Origin of the sequence: Pseudoalteromonas sp. NCIMB 1079 (assembly GCF_040567695.1) — a bacterium.
Classification (GTDB): Bacteria; Pseudomonadota; Gammaproteobacteria; order Enterobacterales; family Alteromonadaceae; genus Pseudoalteromonas; species Pseudoalteromonas distincta.
Genome location: NZ_JBEWZA010000001.1, coordinates 2,513,283 through 2,527,890 on the forward strand (window position 1 = coordinate 2,513,283; position 14,608 = coordinate 2,527,890).

Annotated in this window: 13 protein-coding genes; 4 read left to right on the forward strand and 9 right to left on the reverse strand. The window is 39.4% G+C overall.

Translation table 11 applies throughout. From position 1 onward, the window contains the following. Positions 1-91: 91 nt before the first annotated feature. The 3 genes from ABX891_RS11565 to ABX891_RS11575 all read right to left on the reverse strand — a co-directional run bounded on the left by ABX891_RS11565 (position 92) and on the right by ABX891_RS11575 (position 4,723). Positions 92-1,594 carry an alanine/glycine:cation symporter family protein gene (locus ABX891_RS11565; protein WP_354629544.1) on the reverse strand — a complete coding sequence of 501 codons (1,503 nt, stop codon included), beginning with the start codon at positions 1,592-1,594 and terminating at the stop codon, positions 92-94. A gap of 375 nt (positions 1,595-1,969) precedes the next feature. Further along, a complete protein-coding gene (locus tag ABX891_RS11570) occupies positions 1,970-3,097 on the reverse strand; it encodes a M14 family metallopeptidase (RefSeq protein WP_002960683.1) in 1,128 nt (375 codons plus the stop codon). 183 nt (positions 3,098-3,280) lie between these two features. Beyond that, a complete protein-coding gene (locus tag ABX891_RS11575; protein WP_354629545.1) occupies positions 3,281-4,723 on the reverse strand; it encodes a glyceraldehyde-3-phosphate dehydrogenase in 1,443 nt (480 codons plus the stop codon). 174 nt (positions 4,724-4,897) lie between these two features. Here ABX891_RS11575 and ABX891_RS11580 point away from each other — a divergent pair, with 174 nt between their 5' ends. Then, a complete protein-coding gene (locus ABX891_RS11580; RefSeq protein ID WP_024596170.1) occupies positions 4,898-5,698 on the forward strand; it encodes a DUF2989 domain-containing protein in 801 nt (266 codons plus the stop codon). Positions 5,699-5,935: 237 nt separating this feature from the next. Here the strand turns inward: ABX891_RS11580 and ihfA are convergent, their stop codons facing one another. The 5 genes from ihfA to ABX891_RS11605 all read right to left on the reverse strand — a co-directional run bounded on the left by ihfA (position 5,936) and on the right by ABX891_RS11605 (position 11,729). Next, positions 5,936-6,235: an integration host factor subunit alpha gene (gene ihfA, locus ABX891_RS11585; RefSeq protein WP_002960690.1), complete on the reverse strand. Its 300-nt coding sequence runs from the start codon at positions 6,233-6,235 to the stop codon at positions 5,936-5,938. A 2-nt stretch (positions 6,236-6,237) separates the two neighbouring features. Beyond that, complete coding sequence (pheT, locus tag ABX891_RS11590) at positions 6,238-8,625, reverse strand: phenylalanine--tRNA ligase subunit beta (protein ID WP_354629546.1); 2,388 nt, start codon at positions 8,623-8,625, stop codon at positions 6,238-6,240. A gap of 15 nt (positions 8,626-8,640) precedes the next feature. After that, positions 8,641-9,621 carry a phenylalanine--tRNA ligase subunit alpha gene (gene pheS / locus ABX891_RS11595; protein WP_002960692.1) on the reverse strand — a complete coding sequence of 327 codons (981 nt, stop codon included), beginning with the start codon at positions 9,619-9,621 and terminating at the stop codon, positions 8,641-8,643. Positions 9,622-9,963: 342 nt separating this feature from the next. Next, entirely contained in the window at positions 9,964-10,674 is a 711-nt protein-coding gene (hda, locus tag ABX891_RS11600; RefSeq protein WP_002960693.1) for a DnaA regulatory inactivator Hda, read from the reverse strand. Continuing rightward, positions 10,674-11,729 carry a DUF8605 domain-containing protein gene (locus ABX891_RS11605; protein WP_354629547.1) on the reverse strand — a complete coding sequence of 352 codons (1,056 nt, stop codon included), beginning with the start codon at positions 11,727-11,729 and terminating at the stop codon, positions 10,674-10,676. The genes hda and ABX891_RS11605 overlap by 1 nt, the downstream gene beginning before the upstream one ends. A 524-nt stretch (positions 11,730-12,253) precedes the next feature. Between ABX891_RS11605 and tnpA the strand changes: the two genes are divergently transcribed. The 3 genes from tnpA to ABX891_RS11620 all read left to right on the forward strand — a co-directional run bounded on the left by tnpA (position 12,254) and on the right by ABX891_RS11620 (position 13,201). Beyond that, positions 12,254-12,550: an IS66 family insertion sequence element accessory protein TnpA gene (gene tnpA / locus ABX891_RS11610; RefSeq protein ID WP_179808287.1), complete on the forward strand. Its 297-nt coding sequence runs from the start codon at positions 12,254-12,256 to the stop codon at positions 12,548-12,550. After that, positions 12,547-12,900, forward strand: coding sequence for an IS66 family insertion sequence element accessory protein TnpB (gene tnpB / locus ABX891_RS11615; RefSeq protein WP_024596033.1), 354 nt, complete (start codon positions 12,547-12,549; stop codon positions 12,898-12,900). Before tnpA ends, tnpB begins: the two co-directional genes overlap by 4 nt. Before the next feature lie 70 nt (positions 12,901-12,970). Beyond that, on the forward strand, positions 12,971-13,201 hold the full coding sequence (locus ABX891_RS11620; protein WP_309166651.1) for a transposase: 231 nt from the start codon (positions 12,971-12,973) through the stop codon (positions 13,199-13,201). A 38-nt stretch (positions 13,202-13,239) separates the two neighbouring features. Here ABX891_RS11620 and ABX891_RS11625 read toward each other — a convergent pair whose 3' ends face one another. Beyond that, positions 13,240-14,559: an IS4 family transposase gene (locus ABX891_RS11625; RefSeq protein WP_354629548.1), complete on the reverse strand. Its 1,320-nt coding sequence runs from the start codon at positions 14,557-14,559 to the stop codon at positions 13,240-13,242. Between the last annotated feature and the right edge of the window lie 49 nt (positions 14,560-14,608).

A 14,608-nucleotide genomic window follows, 5' to 3' on the forward strand; every position in this document is an offset into this window, starting at 1 on the left:
TGTACTTGTTTTATTTCTCGTTGTCTTTTTTGAATTCAAACCAACAACTGATTTAGGGGCTATAATTTTATAAGTTGCCCACTAAGTTTAGTTACTCAGCGTCTTTTGACTGTTTCTCTAGACGCTTTTCCCAAAACGAGGCGTTTTTAATCCCTAATTTAACTGGATCAAATGTGATTTTTCCGCCTTTTTTCTTCTGTTCCTCATAATCGCTCAAACATAACAAAGCTGGCTTAGCTACAAAGAAAATAGCTAAAATACCCAATATGTTAATCCAAGCCATTAAGCCAACGCCAATATCTCCAATAGTCCAGATATAACCTGAATTATTAACCATACCGTATGCAACCATGAACATAATCACAAATTTCACAAGGACAAGCGGGATATTGCCTTTAAAGTAACGATTTAAGTAAGCAATGTTTGTCTCTGCAATAAAGTAATAAGCAAGTATTGTGGTAAAGGCAAAGAAGAATAATGCAATGCCGACAAATGCTTGTCCGAAGCTGCCAAATACACTAAATAAAGCCATTTGAGTAAAGGCTGCTGATCCTACTTCAGTCGCTGCATCTACATTTTGTACAATAAATTGCCCTGCTGGTAGTTCACCCACAATGTTGTATTGCTGCGTTATTAAAATCATTAATGCTGTTGCAGTACATACAAAGAGGGTATCAACATAAACAGAAAAAGCCTGGACTAAACCCTGTTGAGCTGGATGATCAACTTCTGCTGCAGCTGCTGCATGAGGCCCAGTACCTTGGCCAGCTTCATTTGAATATATACCACGTTTAACGCCCCAACCAATAGCAGCACCAAAACCTGCCTGCGCAGTAAATGCATCATTAATAATTAAATAAAATATATCGCCCACTTTATCTAAATTTAAAAATACCACGATTAGTGCGAGTACGATGTAACCCAGTGCCATAAATGGCACTACTATTTGCGTAAAGTTCGCAATACGTTTTATACCGCCGAAAATAATAAACGCTAAAACAATAAGGATGATTGCTAAAGCGACTAATTTAAAGCTACCTACATCACCAAAGCTAGTAGAAACCATGTTGCCATTGCCAAACACTTGGGTAAACGCATTACCTACCGCATTTGCTTGTACACCGGGTAGAAAAACACCACAGGCAATAATTGCCGAAACAGCAAATAAAACAGCTAGCCATTTTTGCCCTAAACAACGGTCAAAATAATACGCTGGGCCACCACGATATTGCCCGTTTTCTTCTGTTTTATAAATTTGGCCTAAAGTAGACTCTGCGAATGCGGTACTTGCGCCTAAAAAAGCAACAACCCACATCCAAAAAATTGCGCCTGGCCCGCCAAAACCAATAGCCGCTGCAACGCCTGCGATATTACCAACACCTACTCGTCCAGATAACGAGACTGCAAGGGCTTGAAAAGATGAGATACCTTTATCAGACGTGTTAGGGCTAAATAATAACTTACACATTTCTTTAAAATGTCTAACTTGAGCAAATCGAGTTAATACTGAATAAAACAAGCCTGCGCCTAGGCATAAATAGATGAGTGCATTACTCCAAACAACATCATTAACAGCACTTACAAAAGCTTCCATGGATATCCTCTATAGTTATATTTATTATTTTTAATTACGAGACTCTGCTTTAGCTACTTCGCTACATAAGCTTTACGAAATAAGGTTTTACCTCACCCGTCCCGACTCATGATTTAATTAATCTTAACTTAAGTAACCTAACTTTGTTAACACTTAATTTTCAAAATATATAATTACACACTTGGCGAAAGGCACTACATCCGTAGTATTTAAATGAAAGTAGATTGATTTGTACCGATACGGTGATGATACGCAGCGAAGAAGCGTTGAAAACGTTTTAAGAATAAAGCTGCTACATGATTATTTTTTATACAAAGGGTTTTATTAAAAGCAAAAAGGGTATCAAAACTATTGATACCCATTTAGATAAGCGTTTTATCTTAAATCATCAACAACATTAACAATAGCCGCTAATGTATCTTGACCAAATTGATACGAACGACGATCTGACCAGCCATAATCTGGATCAGGTAAATCGTTGTTGTCTTTAAATGGCATTTCAATTGTGTACGTTAATGCTTTGAATTCTTCAGCCGTAGCTGATGAACCTACCGTAAGGTTAGCTTGACCTGGCTCATCTTTTGGATAGCCATGCTCATCTTGAAACTCTGGTGTAATAGTTAAAAGCGCAGCTTTAAAGCTATCTTCTAAGCCTTTTAAGCGTTCATCGTAACTTGGAATACCTTCACTGCCTGCCACAAAGTTATATGGGATAGCTTCATCGCCGTGTATGTCTAGGTGCATATCTAAGCCAGCTTCGCGCATTTTATTAAGCACTAAGTAAACCTCAGGGCTATTTTCCATGCTTGGTGTTTGCCATTCACGGTTTAAGTTAACACCTTTAGCGTTAGTACGAAGATGTCCGCGTGCGCTGCCGTCTGGATTCATATTTGGCACAACGTAAAATACTGCTTTTGATAAGAGCGCAGCTGCATGTGGGTCTTCGTCATCAAGAAGTTTGTGCAGTAGACCTTCAACATACCACTGCGCCATTGTTTCACCTGGGTGTTGACGTGCTGTGATCCAAATGGTTTTCTTGTCTTCACTTGGCTCACCAATTTTAAGCACACTCATATCGCGGCCATCGAGTGTTTCACCAAGCGTTATTAATTGGCAAGCGCCTTGGCTTTGTGCCCAAGATAATAAATCTAAATGGCGGTCGTAACTGTATGGCGCAAAGTAAGCAAAATATACGCTGCCGCACTCTGGTTCAATTTCAAAGCTTAATGTGCCATTTTCATAGCTTGATGGTACACGAAACCATGTTTGGCGGTCATATGATGCAACGGCTTGATACCCTTCCCAACCATCTGGGTAAGCTGATTTATCAAGCTCATTAATATTTAACTTATGCAATTGGTAAGGTGTTGTTTCAAGACGAAAGTGAAACCACTGATAAAATTCAGACTGGTGATCTTTATTAATTTCTAATTGAATATTTAAAGGATCGGTGGCTTCAATAACTTTGATATTACCACTGTCGAAATTGCTGCTGATTTTCATGAAAAAACCTTTAGGTTGAATAAGTTTATCTGCTTATTAATTCACAGAACTGACATTATTTTATAAATAGTAAAACGAATGTGCACTTTCTTAATTAAAGCCTATCACAAGGCATACGCTTTAAAAATAAAACACGACCAAAAAAGCCAGCAACATGCTGGCTTTTAAGTCACTGCAAATAAATTAGCGAGGTAAGCTTGGGAATGACACTTCGGCCATATCGCGCATACAACGTACTACTTGGCAGCTGTAACCAAACTCATTGTCGTACCATACATATAAAACAATACGGTTATCTTCAACAATTGTTGCTTGTGAATCAACAACACCTGCGTAACGGCTACCTACTAAATCGGTAGATACAATTTCCGTTGATGCAGTGTAATCAATTTGATCACGTAAGTCTGAATGAAGTGCTGTATCGCGTAAAAATGCGTTTAGCTCTTCAACTGATGTGCTTGTTGCTAAGTTAAGATTTAAAATAGCTAGCGACACATTAGGTGTAGGTACGCGGATTGCGTTACCTGTTAACTTGCCTTCAAGCTCTGGTAATGCTTTTGAAACCGCTTTTGCAGCACCTGTTTCAGTAATTACCATATTAAGTGCTGCGGCACGGCCACGGCGCTCTGCTTTGTGGTAGTTATCAATAAGGTTTTGATCGTTCGTGTACGAGTGTACAGTTTCAACATGGCCATTATTGATACCAAACTTATCGTTTAATGCTTTAAGCGTTGGTGTAATTGCATTAGTTGTACAGCTTGCTGCACAAACAATTTTATCTTCAGGTAATATATCTTTGTTATTAACACCATATACGATGTTTTTGATATTGCCTTTTGCAGGAGCTGTTAATAATACTTTTGCAGCTCCCTTACACTCTAGATGCTGGCCAAGGCCCGCTTCGTCTTTCCAAATACCTGTGTTATCAACAATTAATGCATTGTCGATACCGTATTGACTGTAATCAATTTCGCTAGGAGAGTTAGCGTAAATAACTTGAATGTAGCTACCGTTAGCTTTAATTGCATTGCGTTCTTTATCAATCGTGATTGAGCCATTGAATGGACCGTGAATTGAATCACGACGCAGTAAGCTTGCACGCTTTTCAAGATCCCCATCTTTACCACCACGCACAACAATAGCGCGCAAACGTAAATCTGAATATGGACCTGATTTTTCAATTAATAAACGCGCTAATAAACGACCAATACGACCAAAACCATACAATACTACATCGCGTGGCTCTTTCGCTGGTGAGTCTGTTATTTCTGCAAGTTCATCTTTTACAAACTCTTCTACTGAACGACCTTTTGGGGCTTCAGTGAACAAATAACTATATGCAAGCTTACCAATATCAATACGTGCTGAGTTTAATTCCATTTTGCTGATAGCTTCTAAAAATGGGAAGCTTTCGCGCAAACGTAATTTAGTGCCTTCAAACTGAGCAACGGTTTTGTGAGATTTGATAATATCGATAGTACTGGCATTTACGAGAGGACGGCCATATACAGCGATTTCGATACCACGATTACGGTAAAGCTTACCAATAATTGGTTGCATGCTTTCTGCGTAATCTTGGCGCTCTTGCCAACTATTTGTGTATTCTAACTCGTGAGATGAGGTCATTTTATTTACCTAAGTTTATCATTTTGAACGGATAGCCTTTAAAAATGCACTATATTTTGAGAGTAATGCACTTCAGGCAGGGCTATTCTAATTTAAACTGAAGTTATTCTCTACTGTTAGGCGTTAAATGATTGCGTTAGAATAACAAAGTAAATATTCATTTGGGGTTAAGGAATGCTTAAAAAAGCAAGTGTACTATTGGGTTTGCTAACATTGGCAGGGTGTGAAGAGCCGTTAACACTCGCACAAGTGTGCAAAGAAACACCTGGCTTTTGTAGCGACTTAAACAAAGACAGTCACTGCAAGGATGAGCGTTCTGATGTAATTATCAAACGCTACATAGAATACAAAGACCCTACTGATGAAAATAAATACCAATTACTCAAGGACTTTGAATCTTATAACCAATGCATAACTTTGGCCGCTAAAATTGAACATATTAAGTTAAAAGCTAAAAAAACGTCACGTATTGATGGTCAATTAACGAGTATTAAAGAAATGACTCGGTTATATCAAGATACCCAAAATACAAACCATCCAGGTTTGCTCTACTACCAATGGTCACGAAATAACAACCAAAGTGCGTTGACTAAATTATTGGCTATAGAAAATGATAAAAGTGTAACGCAAAGTGCCGAAATGCAATTTTTTTTAGCATCGTACTATATTAAATTTGATGATGAAAAAACCATTGATTTACTTTATAAAACTCTAGAGCTCAATAAAAAAGACAACATACCGAATCCAGAAGTGTATACATCGCTTATTAGTCTTTTTTATAAACATGATAAGTTTAAGCACGCATATATATTTTCTAAAGTAGCGCAAATGTCGGGGATTGAAAATATTGATGTGTTTGAAATTGAGCAGAAATTAGTCGCAAATGGTAAAAGCTTAGATAGCCTAGATGTACTTGCAGAGCAAACATTTCAGCAAATAATGGCAGGTGATTTTGTATCTCCTCGAGAGTTTTAATTTATAACCGCAAAAATAACCTAATACCAATCGGCTTATGTATGGGGTCTATTTAATGTTAAGGAAATTACGCTAGAACTAGGCAAAATTTTTGTATCTAGTTGTTCTAAATAAAAATTTTTAACGACGTAACAGTGCAATTTAATTCGTCAAATTGATCAAAGATTTATGCAGGTTGGTATAATTTAATAACTAGGTTATTCAGACAAATAAAAAGGCAGCTTACGCTGCCTTTTTTTATTTTGCTTTGCTTGTGCCCACTTCTACGCGGGTTTTAAGCTTTTGACCTGGTCGAAAAGTCACCACGCGACGTGCCGAAATAGGAATATCTTCGCCTGTTTTCGGGTTGCGGCCTGGTCTTTCTTTTTTGTCTCGAAGATCAAAGTTACCAAATCCAGAGAGCTTAACCTGCTCGCCTTTTTCTAGCGCTGAGCGGATTTCTTCAAAAAACGCTTCAACTAAATCTTTGGCATCTTTTTTATTGATCCCGAGCTTTTCAAATAGGTGTTCAGCTATGTCGGCTTTAGTAAGCGCCATATCTAGTCCCTCAACGATGCATTAAACTGTTCGGCCAATTCGGCCACCACGTTATCAACTACTAGATTGATATCTTTCTCTTCGAGTGTTCTATCAACCGCTTGCAGTGTTAGAGCAATCGCCAAACTCTTATAATTTGGCTCAATACCTTTGCCCTTATACACATCGAATAAGTTTAGGTCAACCAATTGATTTCCGCCAACTTTTTCGATCACGCTTAAAATGTCGCCAGATTTAACGCTGTCTGCCACTAAAATCGCGATGTCGCGGCGATTTGAAGGGAATTTAGACACCCCTTCGGCTTGCGGTAAATTTCTTTTTTCTATTGCTGACATTTCAATTTCAAAAACAAAAGTTGCGTTGTTGATATCTAACGACTTTTGAGCTTGAGGATGTAAAGCACCAAAAAAACCAACCTTTTTGCCATCAACGTATATTACTGCTGATTGACCAGGATGGAGTCCATCTGATTGCTCGGCTTTAATTTCAAAGCGAGTGATGTCATTGGTAATTGCAAGTAAGGCTTCAACATCACCTTTTAGGTCGTAAAAATCAACATTGCGTTTTTCTTCAACCCAATGTTCGCCATTTACAAGGCCTGTTATAACACCGCCAATAACCGGTACTTGGTAAACACCGTTTTCTGCACTTTCGTCGCTTATAAATTTAAGACCATGTTCGAATAAACGAATACGAGGTTGTTGGCGATTTTGGTTATACGCTACAGACGCTAATAAACCCGGCATTAAACTTACGCGCATTGCCGACATTTCAATTGAAATAGGGTGCGGTAATACCATTGCTTTACATTCTGGATGCAAAATAGCTTGTGCCTTAGGGTCTACAAAACTGTATGTAATTGCTTCTTGGTAACCACGAGTCACTAACGCATTGCGGAACTTGCTAAGCGCAATCATTGCTTCGTTATGTGTCGTCATTTTAAGTTTTGCTGTTGGCGCAACATTAGGAATGCTGTTGTAACCGTAAACACGTGCTACTTCTTCAATTAAGTCTTCTTCAATGCGAATATCAAAACGGTAGCTTGGTACATCAGCACTCCAGCTATCATTTTCTACTTTTACATCAAGTCCTAAACGCGTAAGAATATCGGTTACTTTAGCATCTTCAATATGATGGCCAATAACACGGTCTAAACGTGCACGACGAAGACGTACTTCAGTCACTTTTAGTAGTTTGTCAGCTGCGACAGCTTCGACAACAGGACCTGCTTGACCGCCTACTATTTCAATAAGAAGTGCTGTCGCACGTTCCATTGCATCGTGTTGCAGAGCAAAATCAACACCGCGTTCATAACGGTGTGAAGCATCAGTGTGTAAACCGTAGCTACGTGCTTGCCCTGCAATTGCTACAGGATTAAAAAATGCGCTTTCAAGTAATATATCAGATGTTTTATCTGTAACACCTGATTGCTCCCCACCAAAAATACCTGCAATTGCAAGTGCTTTATTATGATCGGCTATCACAAGTGTTGTGTCGTTTAATTTAGCGGTATTACCATCTAATAAAACAAGTTCTTCACCTGCGTTTGCACTACGAACTTTAATACCACCTTCAATCGCATTTAAATCAAACGCGTGCATTGGGTGACCAAGTTCAAGTAATACATAATTAGTAACATCAACTACTGGGTCGATTGAACGCACGCCACTGCGACGTAGCTTTTCAACCATCCAAAGCGGTGTTTCTGCATCAAGGTTAATGCCTTTTATCACACGGCCAAGGTAACGAGGACATGCATCTTCGTTAACTAGCTCAATTGATACTTTGTCATCAATTGTTGGCGTAACCGCTGGGATATCTAATACATTTACGTCAATGCTATTTAAAACACCTACTTCACGAGCAAGGCCTTTTATACCTAAGCAGTCACCACGGTTTGGTGTTAAATCAACATCAATAATATTGTCATCAAGACCTAGGTAGTCACGTAAATCAGTGCCTACTGGTGCATCGCTTGGCAATTCCATAATGCCGTCGCCTTCTTCGCTAATACCTAGCTCAACAAAAGCACATAGCATTCCGTTTGAAGGTTGGCCGCGTAGTTTGGCTTTTTTAATTTTAAAGTCACCAGGAAGTACAGCGCCCACAGTTGCAACAGCAACTTTAATACCTAAACGACAATTTGGTGCACCACACACGATATCAAGTAGCTCATCGCCACCTACGTTAATTTTGGTAACACGAAGTTTATCTGCATCAGGGTGTTGCCCACATTCAACAACTTCACCAACAACTACGCCATTAAATTTGGCAGCAGCAGGCTCAACACCATCAACTTCTAGACCAGCCATTGAAAGCTGTTCCGAAAGAGCTTGCGTATCAATAGCAGGATTAACCCACTCTCTTAACCACTTTTCACTAAATTTCATTTTATTGTTTCACTCTTAACGGAACTGGTTCAGGAATTTTAAGTCATTTTCGAAAAATGCACGCAAATCGTTTACGCCATAGCGCAACATAGTTAAACGCTCTACACCCATGCCAAAGGCAAAGCCGGTGTATTTTTCTGGGTCAATGCCCACAGACTTAAGTACATTTGGATGTACCATGCCGCAGCCTAGTACTTCTAACCACTTACCGTCTTTACCCATAACATCTACTTCAGCCGAAGGTTCTGTAAACGGGAAGAATGAAGGACGGAAACGAATTTCCATATCTTCTTCAAAGAAGTTACGTAAAAAATCATGCAAAATACCTTTTAACTCAGTAAAGCTAACATCGGTATCAACCATTAAACCTTCAACCTGGTGGAACATTGGTGTATGTGTTTGGTCGTAATCATTACGGTATACACGTCCAGGTGAAATAATGCGCAGTGGTGGCTGCTCAGTTTCCATAGTACGAATTTGCACGCCACTGGTTTGTGTGCGTAGTACTAATTTAGGATTGAAATAAAAGGTATCGTGATCAGCACGTGCTGGATGATGCTCAGGGATATTTAGCGCATCAAAGTTATGAAAATCGTCTTCGATTTCTGGACCAGATTTAACTTCGAAACCTAACTCACCAAAAAAGCTTTCTATACGCTCAATAGTGCGCGTAACAGGGTGTAAACCGCCAGTAGGCATAACACGCCCTGGTAGAGTTACATCTATAGTTTCAGCAGCTAGCTTTTCTTCAAGTGCTTTACTTGCAAGCAATTCACGCTTTTCGTTAATAGCAGCTTGTACATCCTGTTTGGCTTGGTTTATAACTTGGCCTGCTTCTTTACGTTCTTCAGGTGCTATTTTACCTAACGTTTTAAGTAAGCTAGTGATTTCGCCTTTTTTACCAAGGTAATTAACCCTGATATCTTCTAACTGCGCTATTTCACTGGCACTGGCTACCGCCTCAAGTGCTTGCGCTAATATGTTTTCTAAGTTCATTCGATACCTGATCTTTCACAGAAGGTGATTGCTTAAGAGCGTGTTGGCCTTTCAAGATTGCTTTCAACTGTGTGATTGGCAAATAAATAGGGTTAGGCATTGGGCTGTAGTTTCTACATAAGTCATGCAATAACGCTAAATAAAGACCAAACACGTGTTGTTCAAAGTGTTTATCTTGTGGCTACTCTCTTTGTTGTTCGGGTTTTGCATATAAAAACTATGCTAATGTCCTCACGACGCGATTAAAGCACCCTTAAGTTAAACAAATTCCAATCAGGAAAGGTAAACACGCTCTGATAATAGCTTATGATAACTGAAAGCAGGGTCTAGATTCTAGACCTACTACAGCTTTAACGTTGATTTTATAAAAGGAATAGTTAATTTTCGCTGTGCAGCCATAGATGCATGATCTAATTTGTCGAGTACATCTAATAAAGCTCGCATATCACGGCTTAAACGAGTTAATAAAAAGCGTGCACACTCGTCACTTAATTCAAGGCCGCGCATGTGAGCGCGCTTAACAAGTGCTTGTGCTTTATCGTCATCACTCATAGAACGAATTTGAAAGGTTGTTCCCCACGTTAAACGAGACTCTAAATCAGGCAGAGATATATTGAGCATGCTAGGAAGTAAATCAGCAGTTACTACTAGCATTTTACCGGGTTCGTTAAACCGGTTAAAAAAGTTAAATAGTGCTTTTTCCCACGCATCATTCCCTGCAACTAAATGCACATCATCAATACATAGAACATCAAGCGCCTCTAAACCGTCTAATACCATAGGTCCAAAGTCAATTACTTCGCGCATAGACAGCAGCATATTAGATAAGCCACGCTCTTGTGCTTTTATGCAGGTTGCATATAAAAGGTGAGACTTGCCCGAATCACCTAAACCACATAGGTATGTATACTGAAACGTTTTTGCTAATTTGGAAAAGCTATCTTTTAGGTGATTAACCTCCAAAGAGTCTTCTCCCCCAAAATACGATGCAAATGTTTCGTCATCCGGTAAAGTAACCGGTAGTGCCATTTGCATCGGCTCAGACATTAGCATTATGGTGTTACCCATTGATACTCTAAGCTATTTTTATCAACAACATGATAAAATGCGCGTGGATCCTCATAATCTTTAAATGAAGAGTCTAGCCCTAACCCTTTTTTAAGATCACTCAAGTTACCAGTATGGTTTAGTTTAAATTCAACAAATTCCGGTGTTTTACGAACAATTTTGACTTGCGTAACAACACTCAGGCTCAATAACCTTCGTTTCGCTAATTCTATATCAACAAAACTTTGTGTACCCTTTAGCGTGAGCGTAGCAGTTGCTTGTTCATAATAAGCATTTGGATCAATTGCATACTCGCTTGCAAGGCCTCGCGCTAAGGTGTCAATCATCTGGCTCACTATTTGCTGTTTATCACCAGTTAATCGATTTGAATCAAATTGATCATCATTAGTAAAACGCCAATCTAAAATCCAATTTTCGCTATCTGCTTCTTTATACATTCTAGCTGTAATACTTCGCTCAGCGCTGTAGCGTCTAGAGGCCTCTTCTACTGGTTCTGAAAAGTTACCCCACACCTCAGGAACACCTACTAGACGTCGATCTTGTAAATCAAGTAATGGAACAACGACAGGTAAACCACGACGCCCTGCTTTGTCATAAATTAACTGCTCTAACTGCGGGTAACTTTCTTGTGTTACCAATTCTCTGCGCCAATTGTCTTCAATACCTAACCATATTGCGACTAATGGACGTTGTACTCCCCATAAAGGTAAGTTTAACTCTTTGATTAGCGCGTTGATCTTTCGAGCTTCAAATTTAACAACGAGTTTCAATTGTCCATTTGCTCTCTCGTCATATTCAAACTTAAGCATATAATCAGAAATATCTTTAGTACGTTGCTGTGCTAATTTATTTTGATCCGCAGTTTCATCACCGCTTACTTTAACTAAAACATTAAGCAAAGCTTTACGACTCGCAGTTAAGCGAGTATCTCGTGTTTTGTCATCTACTTTTAAAATATCTTGATATAGATCAGTTACTTCAACTGCCGACACAGAAAAACAAAATAAAATGGATATGGCGCTAATTAATAATCTATACACAGGCTGTTAGTTCTTGGTTTTAAACTGATTTGATCCTAAATCAAAGACAGTAACAAAGCAAAATTAAATTTGTTATCTAAGGAAATGAGAGTAATTAGCTTTTATAGAAAGTAAAAAAGATTAAATTAACGTCCGGAGTCACTGCGCTCGCCCGACCTACGAGATGGGCATTGCTGTAGGTATACATTAATTGCGCATATTTCATTTTTCTACAGACGTAAAAAAAGCCCGACTATTTTTACTCGGGCTCTCTACAATTTGTAGCCTGCGCGCTACGCAGTAGAATGTCGTAATGCCCACAACTGTGGAGAGCCACAGTGAAATGCTACACTATCTTTGTGTCGGGAGCCGCTACGCTCGTCGACCTACGTGATGGGGGTTGATGTGAGTGTGTGTTAATTGCGCGCATTTCACTTTTCTGCAGACGTAAAAAAGCCCGACTATTTCGTGAGCGTCCGAGCAACGACACCTAGCAGAGTGGATTTAATTAATTGAAAATACCGTCAGTTTCTACTGGAGGTATTATGCAAAAAAGAACCCTTAATGACTGGCAAAAATTGATTGAGCAGCAACAAACCAGCGGCTTATCTATTGTCGCATTTTGTAAAGAAAACATGTTACCCACTTCAAATTTTTATAAATATCGGTCTAAGTTACAAGACGCTGCAAAAGCACCTAAATTGGTGAAAGTGCAAAACAAAGCCATTTCCCATAAAGTGAATGCCTCAATCACGTTATCTCATGGTGAAACTCATTTAACTATACCAACCTCATCTGAGCCTACATGGGTGGCTAATTTAATAAAGGCGCTGCAAGCATGAACATGTTTATTGATGTGCCCGACGTGTACCTTTGCAATCAGTTTGTCGACTTCAGAAAATCCATTAATGGCTTAGCGGCCATTGTTGAAAGTGAACTCGAACTGTCAGTGCTATCCGGTGCCGTGTTTGTTTTTTGTAATAAAAGCCGAGATAAGCTGAAGATATTGTATTGGGATAACACAGGCTTTGCCCTGTGGTATAAACGCCTCGATAAGCACAAATTTAAATGGCCGAAAAACCTCAGCGCCGACACCCTAAACTTAACCGAGCAACAATTACACTGGTTATTATCTGGGTATGATGTCATAGGGCATCAACAAATCAACATCGAAAACGCTAGCATTATTTAGATCGTCGCGGGATCAATATTAACCATCGCATTAAGCTAGTTTACGGTAAAAAGCATTATAAAATAGAAGGATGAATATTGATGTTAACTGCCTTCCAGACGATCCGGCTTTGCTTAAAAAGCTGCTGGCAGAGCACGCTGAAAAATTAGCGCAAGCGACTGCAAGAAACCGGTATCTAGAGGAACAATTCCGCCTAGCGCAACAAAAACAATTTGGTAAAAGTGCCGAAGTCTTTGACGCTACAGGTGATATTAATATAATACCGTTTGTGGCTAACTACGTTGACATTACATTCGAATAAAACAATAAAAAAAGCAAGCCAGTTGGCTTTAATGCCGTTCACTTAAGGTGAGCGGCTTTTTTATTTCTAGCGTACCGCTGTGGTCTTGGCTTGACTGCACGAGGAAAACCTCGATCCCTTCGAGGCTCTAGAATTAGGCTTTCTGCCATCGCATAAAAGTATTTTAATTGACGTGGTATGGCTCCAGGTGTTGAATAAGGTAATCCAACAAGCAACCTCATTATTTGAGCTAAACTACCATTGAAACTCAGTTGGTACGGTAAATAATCACCTTTTAATGTGTGGCACATTTTTACCATCTGATATCGCACCATATTATAAGTAAGCAACACTCCCCACAGCTCTTGCTTTACAAGCGCTGGTAAGCGACTTCTTAATGTTAATCGATTGCCCAGCATATATTGCTTTTGTTCCCGATAACCAAGCTCTATCTCCCAGCGTTGACTGTACAAATCACCTATATCGGCTGATAGATATCGCATCGGATCTGTCATAGATGTCATCACACTATATGATTTCCCCTTTATTTTTCGAGTCACTAACCTCGCGATTAAGGTGTTAGGCAGCGTTGGCCACATCTTTCTTGCTCTTGGGTTGCTGCTAAGTTGGACTAATTTATCATTACGCCCTAATGTTTGAATAACTTCATATTGCACATTTTTTTTCAGGGAGATTAGCCAATGGCGTTCACTGCCAGTTGTTTGCCATTTATGTAAAAGCCCTAAAGAATAGAAACCTTTGTCGAATAAAGTGAGACTGTTATCGGGTGTGGTTTCTATAAGCTTTTCAGCCAGCACCATTTCATTGACCTTGTAATCATCAAAAGCACTCCCCGTGATTAGGTGGCTGCTTAGCTCCATTTGACACACCATTCTGACCTGTGGGTATTGTGTATTAGTCGGTTTTGTAAAGGCTTCATTGTTTTGGGGTGAGTCATCCGTACGCCAAACGACACCATCGACACCATCGACACCAAGCAAGGTAAGCCCATTCCAATGAGGATGATTAGCGTCATTATTCCAATGCCTTTGGGTGCATTCAAATAAGGCTTTCATGGCGGCTTCACCTAGGTTTTTACGACGCTGAGTTAAAGCACTTGGCGCAACAAATGGCTTACCATCGCGGTCAACAATGTCGAGCATATTAACGACATCGGCCATCGATTTGTCATTATAAATAACCATCCCGATCAACAACCAAGCCATCGATTCTAGGGTTAGCTTTCTTTTTCGTAGTGTAACGGTTTCGGTCAGTGCATAGGCTTCTTCAATAAGAGATAAAGGGAGTAAGTCTGCGAGTGTTTCAACGTCATTAGGTTTGATGTTGTTAATAATATCGAGAGCATTAGAAAGTTGCATAAAAAAATCCGAATTCTACAAAAGAATTCGGATTCTTACATACCCAGAA